The following is a 22,593-nucleotide window of genomic DNA, read 5'->3' as shown; positions in this document are numbered from 1 at the left end:
GAGACTCCTTAGCTGTGAGGCGATGGCTGTCAGCATACGCCACTTCTGTCAGCCACTGACACGAGTGGCACGGACGGTAGGCTGGAGCCATGCCGAGCACGACGAGCAGCGGGCCGAGCCTGCGCGAGATAGGCCGCGACGCCGTGCGCGCACGCATCACCGAGATCGCGCTCGACCTGTTCGCCGAGCACGGGTTCGACCAGGTCACCGTCGAACAGATCGCCGCAGCCGCGGGCATGTCGGGCCGCACGTTCCACCGCTACTTCCCCGCCAAGGAAGACGTCGTGGTCGGTGAGCCCGAGCAGTGGGGCGAGTTCGTCCGCGACGCCTTCGCGGCCCGCCCCGCCGACGAGCCCGTCTGGGACTCGCTCCTGGCCTCCTTCGAGGCGTTCGTCGACCTCCTGGCGCAGAACGGCCGCGTCCAGCGCGGCAAGGTGGCCATGCGGGTGCTCGTCAGCACCGCGTCCCTGCGCGCCCGCAACCTCGAGAAGCACCAGCTCTGGGGACGCATGCTCGTCCCCCTCGTCGCGGCCCGGCTGGCCGACGGCGACGACACCGCACTACGCGCCGAGATCATCGTCCAGGCAGCCCTCGCCTGCCTCGACGTCGCGTTCACCACCTGGGCGAACGTCGACGACGACACCACGATCTCCGAACTGCTCGAACGCAGCTTCGCGATGCTCCAGCCAACGGGCTGAGGGCCGGATCAGGACTCCGGGTCGGACATCAGCTCCCGGACCTCCTGCGCGCACCGGCAGGCGACGGCGAACCGGGCGGCCCACGCGTTGGCCTCCTCGCGTGAGGGCACGTCGATGATCGAGAACCCGCCGAGGCGTTCGGTGCTGCGCGGGGGAACGCCGTCGGTCACCGAACCGTCCGTGTCCACGACGCTCACCTCGTGGACGTTCAGACCCGCCCCGAAGATCCACACACCTTCGTCCTTGGCCTGCTGGACCACGTGGTGCGCGGCCCTCGCGACGTCGGGCAGGTCCGCCTCCGGGAACGTCATCGCACCGTCTTCGAACGAGATCAGGTACCGCGCCATCTCACGACTCCCTTGTCCTGAGGCATCCTTCGGCTGCTCAGCCCCAGCGTAGGACGAGCGCGGCCCGCGACGAACGCCTCGCCGGTCAGCCGTTCTCGACGACGCGGAACCGCACGAAGTCGACCACGTCGTCGTCGACGATCTCCGGGTAGTAGTAGGTCCGCAGCGCCGTGCGCAGCTCGTCGGCGGAACAGCCCTCCAGGGCGGCCTGGGCGTCGGTGATGTCGGCGAACCGGACGTGCTCGACGGACTCGACCACCCCGGGCAGGGACCGGTACCGGTCGTCGAACTCGAACAGGAACGTAGCCGGCCCCGGCGTGGCGGGGTCGTTGAAGCGGGTCGTGGCCGTCTTGACGCCGGCGACCACGTTGTCCCAGTGACCCGGGCTGAACCGCAGCAGGCGCGGCGGATCCGCGTCCGGGTGCTGGGACGGGTACGGAAGCAGCTCGCGGGCCGGGACGGAGCTCGCGTCGTCGCCGTCGGGCACGATGACGCGGCAGTCCGGCTGCTGGTCGAGCAGGACCTGGCGGCACCGTCCGCACGGGGGCATGACGCCGCGCCCCTCGTCACCTGCCGCGACGATCAGCGCGATCGGGCCGGCCCCAGCGGCGGCCGCCACCCCGAGCGTGACGAGCTCCGCGCACGGGCCGCCGGTGAAGTGCCCGACGTTCACCCCGGTGTAGATGTCGCCGTGGACGTCCATGACGGCGGACGCGACGGTGTTCAGGTAGGTGCCGTCCGCCGGGAGGCGGGAGGCCGTCTCGAGCGCCGCGTCGAGGAGGCGCTGCTCAGGAGCGATCAGCATGGGACGACCCTGGCACGCGCGCTCGGGGCGCATCGAGGTCTTTTCAAGGGCACAGCAGAACGGGCCCCCACACGGAAGGCCCGTTCCGTCGTGCGTGGCGCGGCGGGTGCGCCGGTCGGCGGACTAGCTCAGGGTCCAGTTCTGGCTCGCCGAGCCGTTGCAGGTCGACAGGACCGCCACCGTCCCGTTGGCCGTCCCGTTGTTGGTCGTGCCGAGGCACAGCCCCGACTGGACGCCGGTGATCGTGCCGTTGGCGTTCACGTTCCACTGCTGGTTCGCGCCGCCGTGGCAGTCCCAGATGATGGCCCTGGTCCCCGGTGAGGTCCCGGCACCTTCGGCGTCGAGGCACTTGCCGCCGTAGACGGAGAGCTGCTTCGAGGCGGTGACGGACCACTGCTGGTTCGCCCCGTTGTGGCAGTCCCACAGCTGCACGACCGCACCGTTCGACTGCGACTGCGCGGAGACGTCCAGGCAGCGGTTGGCGCCGCTGTTGCGCACCTGGCCGCTGTCGGCGGGCGGGGTCGAGGAGAACTGGCTGATGAAGCGCCAGATCTCGCCCTTCACCCAGCTCCGGGCGCCGCTCTCGCAACCGCGGCAACCGTCGACCGGTCCCTGCTGGTGGCCGCCGTCGAACGGTGCCCACACGACCGGGAAGCCGGCGCGGCAGGAGTAGGTAGTGAGGGTGTGCGTCAGGCTGCCGACCGCCGGCTCCGGCGCGTTCTGCGGGGCACAGCCGTTGTTGGAGAGGAACCGGTCGCGCATCCCGCGCCCGGCACCGATGTTGTCCGAGACGCCGTGAACGCCCATGTAGGCGACTGCTCCCGTGCCCCCGCTGCAGCCGCTGATCCCGCCGGGCGCTGCGATCGCGACGACCCCGCGGAACACGTTCGGGCGGGCGCACGCCAGCGCGTAGCTCATCGCGCCGCCATAGCTGAAGCCCAGGGAGAACCGCTGCGACTCGTCGACGCAGAGGGCGGCTTCGACCGTCCGGATCATGTCGTCGAAGAACACGACGTCCTGGCCGTTCGAGTTGGCCCAGCCGTTGTTCAGGCCCTGTGGCGCGATGAAGATCGCCGAGCCGTTGGACAGGGCGTCGAGCCCGTAGTGCGCGTAGACGGCGCCGTCGGAGCCGCCGCCTGCGACCTGCTCGGCGGTGCCGCCCAACCAGTGGTTGCCGAAGATCAGCTTGTGCGGCTTGTTGCGGTCGTAGTTCGCGGGGACCTTGAGGATGTAGCTGCGGTTCTGGCCGCTGCTCTGGATGTTGTGCTTGCCGCTGGCGAGGGTCGGGGCCTTGCCGCAGCCGGAGCTGGCGGCCACGGAGACGTCGGAGGCGCCGGCCTGGGACGTCTCGGCGGCCTGCGCTGTCACACCCCCGGACGTCGCCACGACGATCGCGGCCGCGAGGCACACGAGAGCGGATCTGAATCTCGACATAGGACGTAGCTCCTTGTGGTCAGCATCGTTGAGGACCTGTGGGGCGGCATCGCAGGTGAGGTCCGTCGCCGCGAAACGGGTCAGGCATCACCTGGAAGCGCTCCCAGTCTAAATAAATCGGATCTATGGGGTCAATGCTCGCGAAAACCTAAACGATTAGGGCGTGATCTCGGCGCTGTGACATGTCAGACATCGGCTCTCTCCAGACGGCAATTCAACGTGCCGAGCAGGATCTGCAAGCCGCGCACAAGGTTCTTGCAAGCGCGGCTGCCTACGTTTGCGTACGGCGCCGATGGCGTGGCACTGCCGAGGTCCGGACGTGCGAGGTGAGCGGAGGTGCGGGTGACCGGCAACATGTACGGCGCGGACGTCGAGGCGTTGCGGCAGCTCGCGGACCGCATCGCGCGCGGTGGTGAGGTGCTGGACGGCGTGGTTCGCGCCGTCGAGTCCGCCATGCCCGTCCCGGAGCAGTGGAGCGGCATGGACGCGGACAGCTTCCGGGACGAGTGGTACGGGTCGCACGGCCCGTCGATCGCGGCGTCGGCCCAGGCTCTGGCCACGGTCGCGGACACCGTGCGCGGGAACGCCGACAGCCAGGAGGCGACGTCGGACGAGCTGTCGGGCGGCGGACACGGCATCGGCGTCGACGACGGACGCGGCATCGGCGTGGGACCGGGGGTCGGCGTCCATGCCGGGAACGGCATCGGCGTCGACGCGGACCGCCCCGCGGAGTTCTACGGCGAGGAGCCGGGCTGGTTCCGACAGCTCATCGACGACCTCGGCCCGCTCACCACGCCCCCAGGGCTCGCTGCCTACGCGCTCGAGCTGCTCGGCGAAGGTGGCTGGTCGGACGCCGGCAAGGGCGCCGGCGGGGTGTTCGGCGTCGCCGGTGTGCTGACCGGCGGATATCAGACCGCCGACTCGATGGTCGACTTCGTGTTCTCCGGCGAGTCCCGCGACCTGTACAGCGCGGGTGACGGCTGGGTCGGCGCGGTCCTCTCCGGAGGCTCGCTCGTCCCGCCGGTCGCCCCGGCCTTCGCCATCGCGGGCGCGGTATGGGGCGGGGCGTCCATCGTCAACGGCCTCGTGTCCGACCGCCCGCTCACTCAGAACATGGTCGATTACGGCCTGGTCGGCACGGTCTACAACGAGTTCTCCGACACGCAGCTCTCGGAGGATCTCGCGGACGCCGCCCACGACGTCTACGAACCCATCTTCTGGGAGGGCATGGAGATCACGGGCGACGCCATCGATGCCGTCGACTCAGCCGCCGACTCGATCGGGGACGCCGCGAACGACGTCGTCGACGGCGGACGTGACCTGCTCGAGGACGCCGGCGACCTGCTCGGGTTCTGACGATGACCAGCCAGATGACCAGACTGATGACCAGGCAGGACATCACAACGCCTGAGAGCCGCACCGGAGGAAGGGCATGACGATCACCGGGATCAGCGTCGAAGCACCAGGAGGCGGCACGACAGGCGGTGGCGCCCGGGTCGAGCTGGCCACGGTCGAGCTCCTCGCCCTCGTCTCGATGCGCCGCAACGGGGCCACGGACCGGGCCCGGGTCCTGCTCAACCTGCCCACTGACGGCCTGGACTCGCCGATCACCACGGCGGGTGTCGGATCGCTGCTCGTGCGGCACCTGGCCCGGGTGGTCGAGGGCCGGCTCGCGCCGCAGGGTCCGGTCAACGAGATCGCGTCGACCCTGATGGACGGGGAGCAGTGGGCCGAGGTGATCGGGACCACCGACGACGCGACGAAGGTCGCCGCGCTGGTCCGCTCGCGCACGGGGACGGTGCTGCTCGAACCCCGCCCGTACGACGTGTGGCACGTCTGGCCGATGCCGCGGGAGGACCCGCTGCCGGTGATCGGGTCGCGGCTCGTCGCCGCGGCGTTCGGCAGCCTGCCGGAGGGCCGGCCGTTCGCCGGAAGCGTCCGGGTCATCAACGGCGACGGCACGACGAGGTCGTCTGTGGTCACCGTGGCGCACGACCGGTCCTGGAGCCTGTCGAGCGGTCCGGGCCGCGACGTCCCGGAACCGGCCCCCACGAATCCTGACCCGACCTTCCGGGTGCTCGCGTCGAGCCTGGCGTGACGACGGCCCCGCCCCACGAGCACGCACGAACCTGCACGACGAGAGGTAGCCCATGACGAACCAGACCGCCCCGCCCGACCTCCGGAACATCGTGACGGGGTTCACCGGGTTCGAGATCACCGCGATCCTCTCCGCGACCGGGACCGAGGCTGCGCTGCGCACTCGTTCGATGCTGCACCTGCCTGCGCTGAGCACCGACTCTCCCGCCGTCGGGGTCGGCATGAGCACGCTGATCGCCCGTGGCAAGGTCGACACCAGCGACGACGGCGTCCGGCCGGTGGACGAGGCGGCGGCCCTCGCCGGGATCTGCGGCACGGCGACGACGTGGGTCGAGGCGGTCACGGTGGCGGGCGACAAGAAGTCCGTCGCCGTGTTCGTGTCCGCGCCGAACGGGACGGTGTTCCTCGAACCCGCGCCCTACGGACTGTGGGTCGTCTGCCCGGTCAGGCCCGGCCTCCCGGTCGAGCAGGCGGCGGCCGGCTACGTGCGGGCGGGGTTCGAGGAGGCCGGTCGCGGCCCGTTCGGCGGCAGCATCGAGGTGAGCCGGTCGAGCGGGGCGGTCCGGACGGCCGCCGTCAAGATCGACGCCGGGGGCGTGTGGCGCCTGCAGGCCGGACAGCTCGACGCGCTGCAACCACCGGAGCGGATCGACGCCGATCCGACGTTCGGCGTGCTGGTCCGGGCGGTGGCCGCGTGAGCGGGACGGCGCAGGGAAGCAGGGATCCCGCCGAGGCCAGGCGGCTGGCGCACAACTCGACGGTCCTGGCGCTGATCTTCCTGGGTCTTGCGGCCGTCACGTGGTTCGGCTGGTGGAACGCCCAGGTCAACCACATCGAGGGTCCGAGACCCAGGGGGTTCACCGAGGGTGACCCGTTCCCCTGGTTCGTCGTCTGCCCGCTGGCCGGTCTCGGGCTCTGGTTCGTCGTCACGACGATCCGCCGGTGGGCGCGCTACTTCCGCAGGCCTGCCGCGCGCTCCTGAGCGACTACGGTCCCGGCCCGCGCAACACCGGCGCAATCGGCGTCAGATACCTTGAGCCCCGTGCCCGACGTCATGATCGCCCCGCGCCACGCCGCTCACCTCGACCGGGTGGCGGACGCACTGCGACTGGTCCACGAGAGCGACAGCTACCCGATGGTCTGGCCGGACGACCCGATCGCCTGGCTCACGCCCGACGGCACGCTGGGCGCGTGGGTGGCGCTCGCCGACGGCGAGATCGTCGGACACGTCATGATCGTCGAGGGCGGCAAGGTCGAGCACGCGGCCGAGCTCGCGGAGGCCGCCAAGGTCCCGGTCACCGGCCTCGCCGGCGTCAGCCGCCTGTTCGTCACCCCGGCGGCCCGCGGCACGGGTGTGGCCACCGCCCTCCTGGAGCGGGTGGAGGACCTGCCACCCCGCCGCGGACGTCGGCTCGTCCTCGACGTCGTGGACGACGGCGGCCCCGCCGTCCGCCTCTACGAACGCCTGGGCTGGACGCGGATAACAGCCGGCCCGGCAAGCTGGACGACCCCGTCCGGCACCCGCCCGCAGTCGGCCGCCTACCTCTCCCCCCGCTGACCGTCCGTTGAGTGCTGGGTATTTGCCCTGTCGAAACGTTCCGAGAGCGCAAATACCCAGCACTCAACGAGGGGTTAGACGGAGCGCGCGCCCAGCCACGGGGCGAGGTGGTCCTCGCGCCACAGCCACTCGACGCCCGCGGCCAGCTCTTCCGGGGTGCAGAGGGCGGCGTGGAAGGCATCGCGCAGCCGCTGCTGCTCGCCGTCCAGGCCGGGGCCCTGGTCGTCGGCCACGCCGACCACCACTATCCGGGTGTGCGGCTTCGTGCCCGCGCACACCTCCGGCCACGGCCCGAGGTCGGCGAATGCGAGCTGGCCGCCGGCGCCGTCCCACAGGCAGGCAAGCCCTGGCCGGTCGGCGACGTGGAACACGCCGCGCGCCCGGAGTCCGCCCGCGCTCAGGTCCTCGATGTGGTCGAGCAGCCGCTCCGGGTGAAAGGGCAGGGCCGAGCGCAGCTCGAGCGTCCAGCTCCGGTCGCCGGGCAGGCTGCCCGGGCCGGTGAACACCACGGCTCCCAGGGGGTGGGCCCGGCGCTCGGCGCGTGCGGGTGAGTGCGTGGCGGCGGCGAGGTGCGACGCCGAGAGCGCGTGCAGGCCGTCCACCCGCCGCGTCCCGGTACCGCGGAGGCGGTCGAGCAGGCCGGACGAGGTGGCATCCGGCGCCGTCGAGCTCGTCACGACCAGGTCCGCCTGCTCGATCTGGGCCGCGAGCGCCTCGCCGACCGAGCGTTCGTCGTCGGGTGTGAGCTCGAGGTCGCGTTCGGCGAGGGTGTCCTCGCCGAGGAGGTCGTGCTGGAGCGCGTCGAGGTCGACGACGGTGAAGGAGGTCGCGACGCGGGTGTGGTCCAGCGCTCCCCCGGGTTCCGCGGCGATCGCGAGGGCGCGGGCGGCGGGAAGCGGTTCGGCGCTGACGGGCAGGGCGAGCAGTACCTGGGTCCAGCGGCCGTCGCGGGCGAGGCGGGCGATGGTGGGGACGGCGTCCTCGCGGACGGCGCAGGACAGGCAGGCGTGCTCGAGCGGCACGATCACGTCCTCGATGACGCCGGTGGCGTCCAGGACGACGCGGCGCAGGTGGTCGGCGTGGATGTCGTGCCGCACGGCGACGACCCCTGGCGCGTCCATGAGGAGGCCGAACAGCGCGGAGTCGCGCAGCACCGGATCGGTCGTGGCCAGGACGCTCACCGGGATGGTTCCGCGGTTCTTGCCGGTTCGGTACATGCTGCCTCCTCGCCCCGGTCCAGCCGGGAATTATTGATAACCGTTCTCAGTTCTGGTTCACTGTAGCGCGTTATGAGAACCGTTCTCACACGCGGCGGCCAGGTCGCCGTCGCAGCAGCAGGAGGTCATGTGTCAGCCAGATGCCAGGTGCTGGGCACCGTGCCGGGGTTCGGCCACTCGGTCTCGCACTCCCACGTGCGTACCAAGCGCCGGTTCAACCCGAACATCCAGAAGAAGCGCTACTGGGTTCCGTCGCTCGGCCGCAACGTCACGCTCCGCGTGAGTGCGAAGGGCATCAAGACCATCGATCGCAAGGGCATCGACGTGGTCGTGGCCCAGATCCTTGCCCGAGGGGAGAAGGTCTGATGGCCAAGAAGTCGAAGATCGCCGCCGACGCCCGACGCCGCGAGGTGGTCGCCCGGTACGCGGAGCGACGCGCCGAGCTGCGCGGCATCATCCGGAACCTGACCCTGGACGCCGCCGTGCGCGCCGCCGCCGTCAGCGAGCTGGCCGCGCAGCCGCGCGACGCCAGCCCGACGAGGCTGCGCAACCGCGACGTCGTCGACGGCCGACCCCGCGCGTACTCGCGCAAGTTCGGCCTGTCCCGGGTCCGGCTGCGCGACATGGCGCACCGGGGCGAGCTGCCCGGGGTGACGAAGTCGAGCTGGTGACGGCCGGCCGGCGACCCACCCGGCCCACTCGGCCCCAGGACCCCACATCGAAGGAGTGACACATGAAGGTTCGCGCGTCCCTGCGGTCCCTGAAGAACAAGCCCGGCGCGAAGGTCGTGCGCCGGCACGGCAAGACGTTCGTGATCAACAAGCTCAACCCGCGCTGGAAGGCGCGCCAGGGCTGAGCGGAAGGAGCCAGTCATGAAGAACATCCACCCCACCTACGGCCCCGTGGTGTTCCGGGACACGAGCGCGGACTTCACGTTCCTCACCCGCTCGACGCTCGCCGGTGACACGGCAGGCGGTCCCGGCCGCCCGACGGCCACCATCGAGTGGTCCGACGGGAACACGTACCCCGTGGTCGACATCGAGATCAGCAGCGAGAGCCACCCGTTCTGGACCGGCTCGGCCCGCGTGGTCGACACAGCCGGCCGCGTCGAGAAGTTCCGCCAGCGCTACGCCAGGCACGGCAACAGCAGCACCAACAACGGCACCGACGAGAACAAGGGCGGCAACTGATGGCCTCACGCGTTGACCTCCGACCGGTCATCAAGCTGCGCTCGACGGCGGGCACCGGCTTCACCTACGTGACCCGCAAGAACCGGCGCAACACCCCTGACCGCCTCGTCCTGCGCAAGTTCGACCCCGTGGTCCGCAAGCACGTGGACTTCCGCGAGGAGCGCTGACAGAAAGGAGGCCGTCATGGCGGTCCCCAAGAGAAAGATGTCCCGGTCCAACACGCGAACCCGGCGCTCGCAGTGGAAGGCCCAAGTGCCAGAGCTCGTCCCGGTGACCACCGTGGACGGACGCCAGGTAAAGGTCCCGGCCCGGCTGGTCCCCGCCGTCCGGCGTGGTCTGATCGTCCCGGACTGATCGTCCCGGACCGATCCTCCCGGGCCGGCGTGACGCACCACGCACGACGCCCCGGCGCTCAGCGCCGGGGCGTTTGTTGTGCGCGCGAGCGCTCGGTCAGCGGGCCGCGACCGTCGTGTCGATCCGGACGTCGAGGCCTGCCGCCAGCTCGTCCGCCCAGATCTTCGCGTCCCGACCCCGCCGGTCCGCGACCAGCACGTGCCCGATCCGCTCGTTGTTGTCACCGGGCCGCACCTCACGGCCCGCCGACGGCGTCTCGTAGCCGACCACGCGGTCGTCAGCCGCCAGGCGCTCCACGCCCCGCACCTCGCGCACCACGCCGTCGGACGGCGGCAGCAGGAACGTCACCGCCGCGCTGGCCGCGGCCGGGGGCCCGGGCACCGGCTCCCGGCCGAGGGCCAGGTCCACCAGCACCTGCAGCGGGTTGAACCCGGTCACCAGTCGCACGAGCTCGAAGATGTAACCACCGCCCTGCCGCGGGTTCAGCTCGACCAGACGCGGTCCGGCGGCGGTGACCCGCACCTCCGTGTGACTGATCCCGTGCGTGAGCCCGACGGCGTCGAGCACGGCCACGACGTGGCGCTCGATCGCGGCGCGCTCGTCGGACGGCAGCGGCGCCGGGAACAGGTGCCCCGACTCGACGAACCCGGACCCTGCCTCGACACCCGGCTCCGCCACCGACTTCGCGGTGATGCCAAGCACCTGCGTGACGCCGTCCCTGGTCACGGACTCCACGCTGTACTCGGGCCCCTCCAGCACCGCCTCGAGCAGCGCGAGCCGCTCCAACGGCTGGTCGCGGGTGTTGCGCTCGGGCGCCGTCGCCTCGGCGAAGGCGACGGCCAGCCCTGCCTCGTCGTGCACCTTGCGCACACTGGTGCCGGAGTTCATGTCGACGGGTTTGACCACCAGCGGATAGCCGAGATCGGCGGCCGCCTTGTGCGCCTGCGCCCAGGTGGACGCCACCGCGTACGGCACGTCCGGCACGCCCTTGGCGGCAAGCACCTGGCGCACGCGGTGCTTGCGCGTGGCGGTGTGCAGGACGTCGGCCGGTGCGCCCGGCAGGCCCAGCGCCTCGGCGACGACCGCGACGGCCGGCAGGTAGTAGTCGCAGGTCGTCAGCACGCCGTCGATCCCCCGCCGAACCGCGACGGCCCGGGCCACGGCGACGAGCGCGGCGTCGTCGTTGGTCTCGGCCACCACCACATCGTCGGCGAGCGCCAGGACGGGATGAGGTTCGCCGTCGGGCAGGCGGTAGAGGTCGGGGTCGCGCGTCACCAGGACGTAGCGGTGGCCGCCGTCGCGCAGCAGAGGCGGGAGCATGAGGCCGGTGGACTGCAGCCAGCTCTCGATCATGAGCAGGTTCGCCACGTCAGCGCCCTCCCTCGAGGCGGGCGCGAACGAGAGTCGTTCTCAACATGGCGCACAGCCTGCCACGGATCGGCGGGACGAGCCGACCGAGGCTGTGGACAACCCTTGCCGCGCACGGCGGGGCGATCCAGCGGTTCGGCCCGGGACCGGCCCGCCCATATGTGCATTGTCTTATATATGTCCTGTAGGGTATGCGGCATGGCACTCGACGCCCTGATCCTCGGCCTCCTCGACCTGCGCCCCATGACCGGCTACGACCTCAAGAAAGCCTTCGACGGCACCGTCGCCCACTTCTGGTCCGCCGACCAGTCGCAGATCTATCGCACGCTCGCCCGGCTCGAGCAGGACGGCCTCGTCGACGTCCGCGTCGTGCCGCAGGCGGGCAAGCCCGACCGGCGCGAGCACCGGCTCACCGACGGCGGCCGGGCCAGGCTCACCGCATGGCTGCGGTCCCCCCTGCCCGACGAGAAGCCCCGTGAGCCGTTCCTCGGCAGGCTCTTCTTCGCCGGCCGGGAGGACGACCCAGAGCTGGTCCGGACGCTCATCGCGGAGCGCCGCGAGGCGGCGCGCCGTCTGCTCGCCACGCTGGAGAGCCTCCCGGTGGTGGACGGCGACCTGTCCGCCCGGCTCCGGTCGGCGACGCTGCGTAAGGGGATCCTCGAGGTCCAGGCCGAGCTCACGTGGCTCGACGAGCTGGAGGCCGCCCTGTGAGCCTCTACGTCGCCGAGCAGCGGCCCGACGCCGGCGAGTCGGTCCTGTTCCTGCACAGCGGCAACGTCGCCGGCTGGATGTGGACCGACCAGGCGGAGGCGCTGCCCGGCCACCACGCGCTCGTGCCCGACCTGCCGGGCTTCGGCAGGTCGGCGCACGAACCGTGGACCGACCTCGCGAGCACGGCCGACCAGGTCGCCGAGGTCGTCCGCGAGCGCGCCCACGGCGGCCGGGCTCACGTGGTCGGGCTGTCGCTCGGCGCGATCGTCGGGGTCGCCCTCGCCGCGCGCCACCCGGAGCTCGTCCGCAGCGTGTTCGCGAGCGGGGCGATCCTGCGCGGCATGCGGGGCATCGGCCGCTGGGCCGGACTGGCGCAGGTCCCGCTGTGGGACCGCCCCGCGTACTGGAAGTTCCTGGCGCGGGCGTACCGGATGCCGGCGGACTCCGTCGACCTGTTCGTCGAGACCGGCCTCGGGATCGACCGGGAATCCGCCCGTCGCATGGTCCCGGAGATCTACGACGGCGTCCCGAGCGCGCTGCTCGACGGCCTGCACCGGCTGGACGCACCGGTGCTGGCGATCGTCGGAGAGAAGGAGCCACGGACGTTCCGCGACGCGCTGGGCGAGGTCACGTCCCGCGCACCCCGCGCGGTGGCGCGACTGGCACCGGGCATGCACCACGTCTGGAGCCTCGAGGACCCCTATCTGTTCCACGAGACCCTTGCCCACTGGCTGACGACGGGCCAACCCTCCCCCGCGCTGCTCCCCGTCGGGCCGCGGGAACGGAGCACACCCGCGGCGAGGTGAGAGTACTGAGCCGTTCGCGGGCCACGGGGTCGGGCACGGTGTGCCCTTGTGGCGGGTGCCAGCTCTGCTGAACTTCGTTCGCCTGAGCCCCGACTTCGCGGGCTGAACCGAACTATTCAGCAAGAGTGATTCAGACGTGGCCACGCCGGACGAAGTTCAGCAGCCCCGGCACCCTTCACTCGGGGCCACCTCACCCCGGCGAGCCCACCCCAGCGAGCCCACCTCGGCGAACTCGCGCTGCGAGCTCCACCACTCCATGCCGCTCCGTCTCAGCGGCCGCGCACCGCGGCCAGGTCCTTGACCGCGCGATCACCCCCGGGAGGTGGCAGCGCAGTACCACCTGCTGACCCGCTGACCGGGCGCAGCATGGAGATCCGCCTCGATCACACGGTTGTGCGTGATTCCGGGCGCCAAAGCATGCGCGACCGCGTGATCGAGGCGGACCCGCTACGCGGCCAGGGCACCCGGCCCGGCGACGACGCCGACGTCCTCGGGCGCCAGCTCCCGGCCGTCGTCGGTCAGGAAGGCGATGCGCACCGGCTCCTCCGTGTCGCGGTCGACGTAGACCGTCGAGGGTCCGAAACCCGAGGGCCGGTGCACGTCACCCCACGCGACGAACGCCGCGAGGATCGTCTTGAGCTCGGCCCCCGCCTCGGTGAGCACGTACTCCTCGCGCTGCCGCTGCCCCTCGTCCCGGTACGGCCGGCGTGCCAGCACCCCGCCCTCGACAAGGGTCTCCAGCCGGGCCGTCAGCACGTCGGGGGCGATCCCCAGGCGCGCGCGGAAGTCCGCGAACCGCGTCACCCCGAAGAAGGCCTCCCGGACGACGAGCAGCGTCCACTTCTCCCCCAGCACGTCCAGGCTCCTGGCCACGGAGCAGCGGGCATTTCGTTCGCGGGGCGTTGTGCTCATGGCCACATCCTACGCCTCTGAGTTGTAGATCCAAACTTAGCCCTGCTAGGTTGGCATTTCCAACTCAGACAGGAGTTCCCATGGCCTTCACCTGGGCGCCGCGGGGCAGTCGCTGGGCCGCAGCCTCTGCCGTGGCCCTCGCACTCTGGGCATCGGCCGCGCCGACGCTCGTCTATCCGGCGTACGCGGCAGAGTGGCACCTGACGACCGCCATCACGACCGCCGTGTTCGCCGCCTACCCCGTCGCACTGATCGGCACGCTGCTCCTGCTCGGCGGGTTCGCGGAGACGGTGGGCAGCCGGAACGCGATCCTCGCCGGGCTCGGGTTCCTGGGGCTCGGCGCCCTCACCTTCCTGCTCGCGCCGAACCTGGCGCTCCTGCTCACCGGCCGCGCGCTCATGGGCATCGGGGTGGGGCTCAGCCTGGGCCCGGCGACGAGCGTCATCGCGTCGAGCGTCATCGCGTCAGCGGGGCGCGACGGCGGCCGCGACCGCACCGGCGCCATCACCGCCGGGGCAAGCTCGGTAGGCATCATCACGGCGCTGCTCGTCGGCGGCGCGACGGTGCAGTACGGGCCCAGCCCGCTGCACGCCGCCTACGGCGTCCTGCTCGCGGGCGTCGTCGTCGGGCTGGGTGCCGTCTGGTTCCTGCCCCGCGCCGTGCCTCGCTCCGTACCTGGCTCCGCGCCCGGTTCCGCACCCGGCCCCGCACGCACCACCGCGGGCCGCTGGCGCCCGCGCCGGCTGGCCGTGCCCGAGCGGCGGATGCCGTTCCTGGCGGGAACGTTCGGGGTCTCCGCCGCCTATGCGCTCGGCGCGATCTTCCTCGGCGTCGGCGCGCAGTTCGCACGCGACACCGTGCGCTCCGACGACGCCTTCGCAAACGGCGTGGTGCTGGCGATCTCCGCAGCGGCGATCGGCGTCGTCGCGCTCCTCGCGGGGCGGCTCAGGGCAGCCACGGCGCTCCGCCTCGGTGCGTTCGCTGCGGTGGCCGGGCAGGCGCTGATGATCACGGCCGGCGCCACCCACTCGATGCCGTTCCTCGTCCTGTACTCGCTGGTCGGCGGCGCCGGCTACAGCCTCCTCTTCTCGGGCGGCGTCACGCTCGTCACCCGGAGCGCGCCGGCGGAGCACCGGGCCGCGACGACGTCGTCGGCCTACCTGGTCGCCTACCTCGTCCAGGCGGTGGTCGCGCTCGGGGTGGGCGCCCTCGGCACCGCCGTCGACCTGCAGACCGCGCTGGTCGCGGGCAGCGCGACCGTCGTAGCGCTGACGCTCGCCGCCCTTCTCGCTCTCCGCTCCCCGGCGTCCGCGCCCGGTGCGGTCCCAGCCCTTCCCGTCCCCTCGCGCGCCGTCCCCTCGCAGGCCGTCCCCTCCCGCGCCACCACTTCCCAAGCCACCTCGCACGACAACCTCATGAAAGCGAGCTCGTCACGATGACTACCCTCAAGAACGCAAGTGTCCTGGTCACCGGCGCGAACGGCGGCCTGGGCCGCGCGTTCGTCGCCGAGGCCCTCCAGCGCGGCGCCGCCAAGGTCTACGCCACCGCCCGCACGCCGCGGGAGTGGAGCGACCCCCGCGTGGTACCGCTGGCGCTGGACATCAGCTCGCCCGACTCGATCGCCGCGGCGGCCGAGCAGGCTGCCGACACGACCGTCCTGATCAACAACGCGGGGATCTCCGACTCCGGGCAGCCCGTCCTCAGCACGCCGCTGGACGCCGTCCGCTCGGTGTTCGAGACGAACGTGTTCGGGCAGCTCGCGGTCACCCAGGCGTTCGCGCCGGTCCTGGCCCGGAACGACGGTGGCGCCGTCATCAACGTGCACTCCGCCCTGAGCTGGCTCGGCCTCGGCACCTACTCCGCGACGAAGGCCGCCTTCTGGTCGTTCAGCAACGCGCTGCGCGTCGAGCTGCTGGACCAGAAGACCCACCTGCTGGGCGCGCACCTCGGCTACACGGACACGCCGATGATCGCCGCCCTCGACGTGCCGAAGGAGGACCCGCGGGACATCGTCGCGGCGATCTACGACGGGCTGGAGGCCGGCGAGCCCGAGGTGCTCGCGGACGACACGAGCCGCCGGGTCAAGCAGGCGCTCTCCGGGCCGCTGTCCGCGCTGTACCCGCAGCTGCAGGCCGCCGGCTAGCCCGCACGACGGGCAGCCGCACGCCCGACGCCGCCGGTGCGCACCCGGCACGACGGCGTCGGGCGTCCGGCCGCGTACGGCACCCACGGCCTAGGGTTCCCCTATGCGCGTGCTGATCGTGGAGGACGAGCCCTACCTCGCCGAGGCGGTCCGGGACGGACTGCGGCTGGAGGCCATCGCCGCCGACATCGCCGGCGACGGCGACTCCGCCCTGGAGCTGCTCGGCGTCAACTCCTACGACCTCGCGGTCCTCGACCGCGACATCCCCGGCCCGTCCGGCGACGAGGTCGCCAGGCACATCGTCGCCTCGGGCAGTGGCATCCCGATCCTGATGCTGACGGCGGCCGACCGGATGGACGACAAGGCCTCGGGGTTCGAGCTCGGCGCCGACGACTACCTCACCAAGCCGTTCGAGCTCCGCGAGCTCGTGCTGCGGCTGCGGGCGCTCGACCGCAGGCGCGGGCACACCAGGCCCCCGGTCAGCGAGCTCGCGGGGCTCCGGCTGGACCCGTTCCGCCGCGAGGTCTACCGGGACGGCCGCTACGTCGCGCTGACCAGGAAGCAGTTCGCCGTCCTCGAGGTGCTCGTCGCCGCGGACGGCGGCGTCGTCGGCGCCGAGGAGCTGCTGGAACGGGCCTGGGACGAGAACGCCGACCCGTTCACCAACGCGGTACGCATCACCGTCTCGGCGCTGCGCAAGCGGCTCGGCGAACCCTGGATCATCGCCACGGTGCCGGGGGTCGGCTACCGCATCGACACGGGACCTGGCGCAGCGCCCGCCGACGGCAGCCGGGACGCGGACCGTGGCTAGGCAGCCGGGAATGAGCGTCCGCCTCAGGCTCACCCTCAGCTACGCCGGGTTCCTCATGGTCACCGGCGTCCTGCTGCTCGCGATCGTGTGGGTGTTCCTGCTGCGCTACGTGCCCGAGCAGACCTACGCCCCCGGGAGCTCGGCACCCGGCGGGCTCGGATCGGAGTTCATCCCCAACCAGGGCGACCTGGCGCGTGCCTTCTTCCCCCGGGCGACGGTGGCGCTGGCGGTGCTGCTGGTGCTCGGGCTCCTGGGCGGGTGGGTCCTCGCCGGGCGCATGCTCAGCCCGCTGCGCCGCATCACCCACGCCGCACGCCGCACGACCGGCTCGCTGTCCCACCGGATCCACCTCGAGGGCCGCCAGGACGAGTTCCGCGAGCTGGCCGACACGTTCGACGCCATGCTGGCGCGGCTCGAGGCGCACATCGCCGAACAGCGAAGATTCGCCGCCAACGCCTCCCACGAGCTGCGCACCCCGCTGGCGATCACCCAGACCCTCCTCGAGGTCGCCCGCGACGATCCGGCACGCGACGCCGACGAGCTGATCAACCGCCTCCGGTACGTCAACACGCGGGCGATCGACCTCACCGAGGCGCTGCTCGTCCTCAGCCGCGCCGACCAGGGTTCCTTCGCCCGAGAGCCCGTCGACCTGTCCCTCGTCGCGGAGGAAGCGACGGAGACCCTGCTGCCCCTGGCGGAGAAGCACGGCCTCACCATCGAGACCTCCGGCGATGTCGCCCCGGCCCTCGGCTCGTACGCACTCCTGCTGCAGCTGACCACCAACCTCGTCCACAACGCGATAGTCCACAACCTGCCCGAGCACGGCAGCGTACGGGTCACGACCAGCGTCCGCGCCGGAACGGTGGCGCTCACCGTCGAGAACACGGGAGAACAGCTCACACCGGCGCTGGTCTCGACCCTCACCGAACCGTTCCAGCGCGGCACCGGACGGGTACGCGGCGACCACGCCGGGGTCGGCCTCGGGCTGGCGATCGTCCGGAGCATCGCCACCGCGCACGACGGCACCCTCGCCCTCGCCCCCCGGGCGGACGGCGGGCTCCGCGTCACGGTCCAGCTGCCCGTCCTGCACGCCCAGGGGGCCGCCGCTCCGCGGGTGTGACCGTGCCCGTTCCGGTGCCCGCGACCGCCCGGTGTATCGGGCGCATATCGAAAAACGGAGACGCCCTGGCAACGTCGTCCGCGATGGGCTGGGGACATGACGCGACAGGACCTCACTCAGCTTCCGCCGGCGCAGCTCCCGCCGGCACAGCTTCCCCCGGCGCAGCTCCCGCCCGCGCACGCGGGCGCACCCGCCCGCGGCCGCTCCGGCGGCCGCCGCACACCGGCGGTGCTCGTGGTCGGGGCGGTGCTGCTCGCCGCGCTCTTCGGCGTCTACCCCCTGCTCGACCGCGTCGACTCGCCGGTCGTCCAGACGATCGACGATGCCCTGGACCACGGCACGACGGCGTCCGGCCCGACCGGCGTGGCAGGCGGCGAGATACCAGACGGCGCGGCGACGCTCGACGACGACCTGCCCGCGATCACGGGCCTCGACCCGGCGCTCGCCGACGCCGTCCGCCAGGCCGCGGCCGACGCGGCGGCCGACGACATCGACTTCTGGATCACGAGCGGCTGGCGCAGCCCCGCCTACCAGCAGGAGCTGCTGGACGCGGCGGTCCGGAAGCACGGCAGCCTGGAGGCCGCCCGCCGCGTCGTCGCCACGCCCGAGAAGTCCCGGCACATCGGCGGCAAGGCCGTCGACATCGGGCCGACCGAGGCCGACTACTGGATGATCCAGCACGGCACCGACTACGGGCTGTGCCAGGTGTACGAGAACGAGATGTGGCACTTCGAGCTGCTGACCGAGCCGGGCGGCACCTGCCCACCGATGCTGAAGGACGGCGCGGCGGGCTGAGCCAGCACTCGGCCGCTGAGGGGACCGACCAACCGACCGGGGTCCACAGGCCAGGGCGAACCGTAATCGCGAGGATTGTGGTTCGCCCTGGCCTGCTGAGCCTCGGTCAGTCGGCGCTGTTGGTGACCAGCTGCCCCGCAGGCTCGGCCACGCCCGCCACCGCCTTCGTCCGGGACCGGCCAGTGGCATCCTTCAGGACGATGTACTTCAGGTCGACGTGCGGTTCCAGGGCGCTGTACTTGTCGTTGGGCGCACCGATGACGAGCTGGAAGCCGAGCCCGCGCCACGCGCCGACGGCCCGCCCCGTGAACCGCGCGTCGGCCTTGATGAGCGCCTCGTCGAGGAACACCGGCGCGTACCGCGGCCGCTCCGCCCCGGCGTCGCCGAGCTGGTAGCGCAGGGCCGCGCCGACGATGAACGCGACGAGCTCCTGGGACTCACCGCCCGACTTCTCGCCGATGCCGTCGTAGTGCGCCACGTGGTTGCCGTCCAGGTCGACCTTCTCGGCGCTGAGCCGCACGTGCCGCCGGACGTCGACGAGGTCGGCGAAGTCGGGCGCGTTCCGCCGGATCCGGTCGATCACCTTGGCCATCCGCAGGTACCGCCGCTCACGCTCGGCGTCGGTCGCCTCGCGGGTCAGCGACTCGCGCAGGTTGCGCAGCTCCTTGCGGAACGCGGCGACAACCGTCGACTGGTTGTCGCGCGCGTCGATCCGCAGGCGGTGCTCGTCGTCGGCGAACGGGAGGTTCGCGAGGATGTCGTTGACCGGGCCGATCCGCTCCTTGATCTCGCGGACCGAGCCGGCCAGGGCCCGGTACAGGTCGGTGAGGTCGTTCCCGGACAGACGCAGGAGGCTGTTGCGCCAGTCCGTCTCGAGCTCGTGGAGCCCGCTGGTCTCCAGGTCCGTCAGGATCCGGTCGTAGTCGCCGTAGGACGCCTCCGGGTCGGTCCCGAGGTTCGGGTCGTGCCAGCGCTCGTGGAAGTTCTCGAAGGTCCGGCGGAGCGCGTCCCTCGCCGTGCCGAGGGCGGTCTGCGCGGCCTCCCGGTCCGCCTTGAGCCGTTCGGTGGCCTGCCGCAACGCGCCGTCGAACGCCTCGAGCGCCGCGGCGGCCGCCGCACCACCGCTCGCAGCGTCGAGGTCGGCGGCCCGGAACAGCGCGTCGAGGTACTCACCCTGGTCCGGCCCGACGGCGACCTCGGCCGCCTCGGCGTCGTCGAGCGCCTGCTGGGCGGCGTCGACGTCGTCGGTGACGGCCGTCCAGCGTGCCTCCAGCGCGTCGGCGCGGGCCGTCGTCTTGCCGAGGTCCTGGTTGAGGGCGTCGATCTGCTTCTCGAGCGCGCCCGACTGGTCCCGCAGGCGCGTGATCTCGGGATTGCCCGCGGTGACCTCGTGGATGACCTGCGTCCAGCGGGACCGTTCCTCCCGGACGGCGACTACGTCCACCTGGTCCCAGGTCAGGCCGCTGACCGTGCGATAGGCGGCGAGCTCGTCGTCGTACCGGTTGAGGCGCGCCTCGGCGCCCGCGACGCGGCGCTCCGCCTCCGCGAGCCGTTCGCGTGCCTCGCCGAGGCGTTCGTCGAGGTCGGCCAGCGCGCGGCCGTTGGTGAAGCCCAGCACGTTGGACCTGAGGTTTCCGCCGTGCGCGCCGCGGTGGCCCTCGGACTGCTGGCCCGACCGGGTGAGCGCCATCTTGTGCTGCCCGAGCTGCCCCGGGGTGTCCACGCAGACGTAGGCGAACCGCTGCGCCAGCTCGTGCTTGAGCCAGCCGGCGAAAGGCCCGCCGCGGACGTCGAGCCGGCCGGGCAGGGTCCGCTTGTCGAGGCCCAGCTCGTCGCGCATCCCGGTGGGCACACCCTCGAACCGGATCCGCGTGGACGTGGGGACGGCGTCGATCGCCTTGCGGAAGGCCTGGATGCGCGCCGAGTCGATGAGCATCTTGGTCGCGAAGCCGCCCAGCGCCAGGTTGAACGCCCCGCGCCAGGGCTCGAACTCCGTGCGGACCTCCAGCAGCTCACCCACGAAGGGCAGGTCCTCCGGGGTCAGTCCTGCGGCCTCGGCCAGCGTGGCACGCGCCCGGTGCAGGTGGTCGGGGATGTTGCCGCGCCGTTCGGCGGCCGCCGACCGTTCGGCCTCGAGCTCCGCCAGCTCGGCGCGCGCGGCGTTCCGCGCCGACATCGCCTCGCCGAACGTGTCGCGTGCGGCCTTCTTCGTGCCGACGTCGGCCAGGGCCGCACCGGCGCGCGCGGCCACCGCCGAGAACTCGGCCTCCGAACTTGCCTCCGCCTCCAGCACGGCCAGGGCCTCGTCCAGCCTGCCGCGGGCGCGCTCGACCTCGGCCAGCCGCGAGTCGACGCCCTTCAGCTCGCGCTGCGCGGTGGCCAGCCGGTCGCCGCCCGACGCGCGGAGGGTCTCCAGCACGCCGTCCAGCTCGGACTTCGCCGCGGTGATCCGGACCCTGGTCTCCTCGGCGCGCCCCAGCGCCGTGCGGTGCTCGGCCTGGAGATCGTGCTCGACGGCGCGCAGCAGGCCGAGCCGCCGGCCGTTGCGCCACAGCGCGGCGGGCGACGCGGCATCCGCGAAAGAACCGATCTCGTCGATGACCCGCAGCCGCTCGACCGCACCCTCGATGGCCGCGTGGTAGCCACGGATCGGAGCGAGCGCGCCCACCTGCTGGCGGGCCGTGATCATCTGCTCGCGGGTGCCGGCGAGCTTGTCGAAGTGCTCGACCACCTCGTCCGCCTTCGCCAGGGTCTCGGGCTCCTCCAGGACCATCGCCTTGTAGAGGGCGTCCACGGTGGTGATCTGCTGGCCGGCCTGGATGCGGCCGAGCAGCGCCACGGCCTTGTTGCCGTCGCCCGACGCGCCGATGCCGAGCGTCGAGTGCAGGCGCGCCGTGAACTCCCGGTCGGTGTCGAAGCAGGTCAGCCCCGCCGTGGTGACCTCGGTACGGGCGAGCCGCTGGGCGGCGGCCCGCTCCAGGCCGCGCAGGTCGAAGGCGCCGTCGCACGTGGCACGCAGCGGCACCACCTCTTCGAGGGTGCGCGCGGCGGACGGGACGTACCAGGCGCGCACAGCGGTGAAGCTCGTACCGGACTGGTCCACCCACGTCATCGCGATCGCCGACCAGGTGTCCCGGCCGTCGCCTCGCAGCACCCGCTGCCGGGTGCCGTCGTCGGTCCGGGACTCGTCGATCTTGCCGCGCGCGTAGGACAGGATGTTGCGCTGGTCCTTGCCGCGGGGCCGCCCGACGACGCTGCCGTTGGACGCACCGTTGAACGGCGTGGTGTGCGGCATGAGGAGCGCGATGTAGGCGTCCATGAGCGTCGACTTGCCGGAGCCGGAGCCGCCGGAGAGCAGGGTCGCCGTCGCGGCCAGGCGTACCTGGTGGTGACCGTCGTAGCCGCCCCAGTTGACGAGCTGGAGGTCGCGCGCGACCCACTGCTGGCCGGTCGACGCCGCTGGGATCATCCCGAACAGGGTGTCGATCATCGTCATCGCTGGTTCTCCTGGTCTGGCTGGCTCTGCTCGTGTGGCTGGACCTGCTGGTTCTGCTGGGTCTGCTGGGTCTGCTGGGTCTGTGTGCGCAGCCACTCCCGCAGCTCGCCGAGCCGTTCGTTGCTGAGCACGATCTCGACCAGCGGCGTGACGCGGAACCGTCCCTCGGACTCCTCCTCGATGAGCCCTTCCTTCTCCAGCCGCCGGACGGCGGTGCGGATCTCCGTCTGCCGCGCGGCCAGGTTCTTGTCGTCGGGGTCGAAGAACGTCAGCACCGTCTGCTCGACCTCCTCGACGTCCACCCGGGCCGACGACTCCCCCGCCCCCTGCTCCCGCTGGAAGACCGTGCGCAGGTGGACCAGGACCAGCGTCTCGGCGCGGGTGTACGGGTCGTCCTTCAGCAGGATCGGGACGTCCAGCTCGGCGGGGCGGACCTGCTTCTTGTACGCGATGCCCCGGTCGTGGTCCACGACGAGATGGATGAACAGGTCGTGCAGCCGGGACTCGATCACCTGCTGGTTCGCCAGGAGGACCTTCCACTGGGCCCGGTTCCGCTCCGCGACGAGGAACCTGCCCCGCAGCAGCCGCACCAGCACCCGGCGCACCGCGGCGTCCAGCGTCCCGGAGTCGCCGGCGAACAGCTCCTCCGGGTCCTCCTCCATCGGCACCGGCGCGATGAACCCGCCGTCGGTCTCCGCCCCACCGTCGGTCTCTGCCCCGCCGCCGGTCTC

Annotated in this window: 27 protein-coding genes; 19 read left to right on the top strand and 8 right to left on the bottom strand. The window is 72.1% G+C overall.

Annotated elements, in window-relative coordinates; genetic code table 11:
- The first annotated feature begins 89 nt into the window (after positions 1-89).
- The gene (locus tag ACFWE2_RS02295; RefSeq protein WP_377222583.1) at positions 90-698 is read left to right on the top strand and encodes a TetR family transcriptional regulator; all 609 of its coding nucleotides are present in this window, start codon (positions 90-92) and stop codon (positions 696-698) included.
- Between the two features lie 8 nt (positions 699-706).
- On the opposite strand, the gene ACFWE2_RS02290 is transcribed toward ACFWE2_RS02295, so the two are convergent.
- The 3 genes from ACFWE2_RS02290 to ACFWE2_RS02280 form a co-directional block, all read right to left on the bottom strand.
- On the bottom strand, positions 707-1,045 hold the full coding sequence (locus tag ACFWE2_RS02290) for a YciI family protein (RefSeq protein WP_377222582.1): 339 nt from the start codon (positions 1,043-1,045) through the stop codon (positions 707-709).
- Between the two features lie 85 nt (positions 1,046-1,130).
- A complete protein-coding gene (locus tag ACFWE2_RS02285) occupies positions 1,131-1,850 on the bottom strand; it encodes an ASCH domain-containing protein (RefSeq protein WP_377222581.1) in 720 nt (239 codons plus the stop codon).
- Positions 1,851-1,973: 123 nt separating this feature from the next.
- Entirely contained in the window at positions 1,974-3,284 is a 1,311-nt protein-coding gene (locus ACFWE2_RS02280; protein WP_377222580.1) for a ricin-type beta-trefoil lectin domain protein, read from the bottom strand.
- 342 nt (positions 3,285-3,626) lie between these two features.
- Between ACFWE2_RS02280 and ACFWE2_RS02275 the strand changes: the two genes are divergently transcribed.
- The 5 genes from ACFWE2_RS02275 to ACFWE2_RS02255 all read left to right on the top strand — a co-directional run bounded on the left by ACFWE2_RS02275 (position 3,627) and on the right by ACFWE2_RS02255 (position 6,939).
- The gene (locus ACFWE2_RS02275) at positions 3,627-4,640 is read left to right on the top strand and encodes a WXG100 family type VII secretion target (RefSeq protein WP_377222579.1); all 1,014 of its coding nucleotides are present in this window, start codon (positions 3,627-3,629) and stop codon (positions 4,638-4,640) included.
- A 76-nt stretch (positions 4,641-4,716) separates the two neighbouring features.
- Complete coding sequence (locus ACFWE2_RS02270) at positions 4,717-5,382, top strand: hypothetical protein (protein ID WP_377222578.1); 666 nt, start codon at positions 4,717-4,719, stop codon at positions 5,380-5,382.
- 52 nt (positions 5,383-5,434) lie between these two features.
- Entirely contained in the window at positions 5,435-6,079 is a 645-nt protein-coding gene (locus tag ACFWE2_RS02265) for a hypothetical protein (RefSeq protein ID WP_377222577.1), read from the top strand.
- Entirely contained in the window at positions 6,076-6,363 is a 288-nt protein-coding gene (locus ACFWE2_RS02260) for a hypothetical protein (RefSeq protein WP_377222576.1), read from the top strand. The genes ACFWE2_RS02265 and ACFWE2_RS02260 overlap by 4 nt, the downstream gene beginning before the upstream one ends.
- Positions 6,364-6,423: 60 nt before the next feature.
- The gene (locus tag ACFWE2_RS02255; RefSeq protein ID WP_377222575.1) at positions 6,424-6,939 is read left to right on the top strand and encodes a GNAT family N-acetyltransferase; all 516 of its coding nucleotides are present in this window, start codon (positions 6,424-6,426) and stop codon (positions 6,937-6,939) included.
- A 74-nt stretch (positions 6,940-7,013) separates the two neighbouring features.
- Here ACFWE2_RS02255 and ACFWE2_RS02250 read toward each other — a convergent pair whose 3' ends face one another.
- Positions 7,014-8,156 (bottom strand): GTP-binding protein, encoded by a 1,143-nt coding sequence (locus ACFWE2_RS02250; RefSeq protein ID WP_377222574.1) that lies wholly within the window; start codon positions 8,154-8,156, stop codon positions 7,014-7,016.
- A 129-nt stretch (positions 8,157-8,285) separates the two neighbouring features.
- On the opposite strand from ACFWE2_RS02250, the gene rpmB reads away from it, so the two are divergent.
- From rpmB to rpmF, 6 genes are all read left to right on the top strand, one after another.
- Positions 8,286-8,522: a 50S ribosomal protein L28 gene (gene rpmB / locus ACFWE2_RS02245; protein ID WP_129787203.1), complete on the top strand. Its 237-nt coding sequence runs from the start codon at positions 8,286-8,288 to the stop codon at positions 8,520-8,522.
- Entirely contained in the window at positions 8,522-8,827 is a 306-nt protein-coding gene (gene rpsN / locus ACFWE2_RS02240) for a 30S ribosomal protein S14 (protein ID WP_377222573.1), read from the top strand. The genes rpmB and rpsN overlap by 1 nt, the downstream gene beginning before the upstream one ends.
- A 62-nt stretch (positions 8,828-8,889) precedes the next feature.
- Positions 8,890-9,012: a type B 50S ribosomal protein L36 gene (gene ykgO, locus ACFWE2_RS02235; RefSeq protein ID WP_189671490.1), complete on the top strand. Its 123-nt coding sequence runs from the start codon at positions 8,890-8,892 to the stop codon at positions 9,010-9,012.
- Positions 9,013-9,028: 16 nt separating this feature from the next.
- Positions 9,029-9,346 (top strand): type B 50S ribosomal protein L31, encoded by a 318-nt coding sequence (locus tag ACFWE2_RS02230; protein WP_377222572.1) that lies wholly within the window; start codon positions 9,029-9,031, stop codon positions 9,344-9,346.
- A complete protein-coding gene (rpmG, locus tag ACFWE2_RS02225; RefSeq protein ID WP_377222571.1) occupies positions 9,346-9,513 on the top strand; it encodes a 50S ribosomal protein L33 in 168 nt (55 codons plus the stop codon). The genes ACFWE2_RS02230 and rpmG overlap by 1 nt, the downstream gene beginning before the upstream one ends.
- 16 nt (positions 9,514-9,529) lie before the next feature.
- A complete protein-coding gene (rpmF, locus tag ACFWE2_RS02220; RefSeq protein ID WP_377222570.1) occupies positions 9,530-9,700 on the top strand; it encodes a 50S ribosomal protein L32 in 171 nt (56 codons plus the stop codon).
- A gap of 96 nt (positions 9,701-9,796) precedes the next feature.
- On the opposite strand, the gene ACFWE2_RS02215 is transcribed toward rpmF, so the two are convergent.
- Positions 9,797-11,068 carry an ATP-grasp domain-containing protein gene (locus tag ACFWE2_RS02215; protein WP_377222569.1) on the bottom strand — a complete coding sequence of 424 codons (1,272 nt, stop codon included), beginning with the start codon at positions 11,066-11,068 and terminating at the stop codon, positions 9,797-9,799.
- A gap of 198 nt (positions 11,069-11,266) precedes the next feature.
- On the opposite strand from ACFWE2_RS02215, the gene ACFWE2_RS02210 reads away from it, so the two are divergent.
- A complete protein-coding gene (locus ACFWE2_RS02210; protein ID WP_377222568.1) occupies positions 11,267-11,779 on the top strand; it encodes a PadR family transcriptional regulator in 513 nt (170 codons plus the stop codon).
- Entirely contained in the window at positions 11,776-12,585 is an 810-nt protein-coding gene (locus ACFWE2_RS02205) for an alpha/beta fold hydrolase (RefSeq protein ID WP_377222567.1), read from the top strand. The genes ACFWE2_RS02210 and ACFWE2_RS02205 overlap by 4 nt, the downstream gene beginning before the upstream one ends.
- A gap of 447 nt (positions 12,586-13,032) precedes the next feature.
- On the opposite strand, the gene ACFWE2_RS02200 is transcribed toward ACFWE2_RS02205, so the two are convergent.
- The gene (locus ACFWE2_RS02200; protein ID WP_377222566.1) at positions 13,033-13,497 is read right to left on the bottom strand and encodes a winged helix-turn-helix transcriptional regulator; all 465 of its coding nucleotides are present in this window, start codon (positions 13,495-13,497) and stop codon (positions 13,033-13,035) included.
- An 80-nt stretch (positions 13,498-13,577) separates the two neighbouring features.
- Here ACFWE2_RS02200 and ACFWE2_RS02195 point away from each other — a divergent pair, with 80 nt between their 5' ends.
- The 5 genes from ACFWE2_RS02195 to ACFWE2_RS02175 all read left to right on the top strand — a co-directional run bounded on the left by ACFWE2_RS02195 (position 13,578) and on the right by ACFWE2_RS02175 (position 18,366).
- Positions 13,578-14,936, top strand: a complete 1,359-nt coding sequence (locus ACFWE2_RS02195) for an MFS transporter (protein ID WP_377222565.1) — start codon at positions 13,578-13,580, stop codon at positions 14,934-14,936.
- Positions 14,933-15,640 carry an SDR family oxidoreductase gene (locus ACFWE2_RS02190; RefSeq protein ID WP_377222564.1) on the top strand — a complete coding sequence of 236 codons (708 nt, stop codon included), beginning with the start codon at positions 14,933-14,935 and terminating at the stop codon, positions 15,638-15,640. Before ACFWE2_RS02195 ends, ACFWE2_RS02190 begins: the two co-directional genes overlap by 4 nt.
- Before the next feature lie 103 nt (positions 15,641-15,743).
- Positions 15,744-16,451 (top strand): response regulator transcription factor, encoded by a 708-nt coding sequence (locus ACFWE2_RS02185; RefSeq protein WP_377222563.1) that lies wholly within the window; start codon positions 15,744-15,746, stop codon positions 16,449-16,451.
- 10 nt (positions 16,452-16,461) lie between these two features.
- Positions 16,462-17,571: a sensor histidine kinase gene (locus ACFWE2_RS02180; protein ID WP_377222562.1), complete on the top strand. Its 1,110-nt coding sequence runs from the start codon at positions 16,462-16,464 to the stop codon at positions 17,569-17,571.
- 96 nt (positions 17,572-17,667) lie between these two features.
- Positions 17,668-18,366, top strand: a complete 699-nt coding sequence (locus ACFWE2_RS02175; protein ID WP_377222561.1) for a M15 family metallopeptidase — start codon at positions 17,668-17,670, stop codon at positions 18,364-18,366.
- 106 nt (positions 18,367-18,472) lie between these two features.
- Here ACFWE2_RS02175 and ACFWE2_RS02170 read toward each other — a convergent pair whose 3' ends face one another.
- Together ACFWE2_RS02170 and ACFWE2_RS02165 are read right to left on the bottom strand one after the other, a co-directional pair.
- Positions 18,473-21,862: an ATP-binding protein gene (locus ACFWE2_RS02170; RefSeq protein ID WP_377222560.1), complete on the bottom strand. Its 3,390-nt coding sequence runs from the start codon at positions 21,860-21,862 to the stop codon at positions 18,473-18,475.
- Positions 21,859-22,524, bottom strand: a complete 666-nt coding sequence (locus ACFWE2_RS02165; protein WP_377222613.1) for a DUF4194 domain-containing protein — start codon at positions 22,522-22,524, stop codon at positions 21,859-21,861. Before ACFWE2_RS02165 ends, ACFWE2_RS02170 begins: the two co-directional genes overlap by 4 nt.
- Positions 22,525-22,593: the final 69 nt, after the last annotated feature.

It is taken from the genome of Promicromonospora sp. NPDC060271 (assembly GCF_042726755.1).
GTDB lineage: Bacteria > Actinomycetota > Actinomycetes > Actinomycetales > Cellulomonadaceae > Promicromonospora.
The sequence above is the reverse complement of the archived record's forward strand: the minus strand, read 5'-3'. Positions and strand labels throughout refer to the sequence as shown.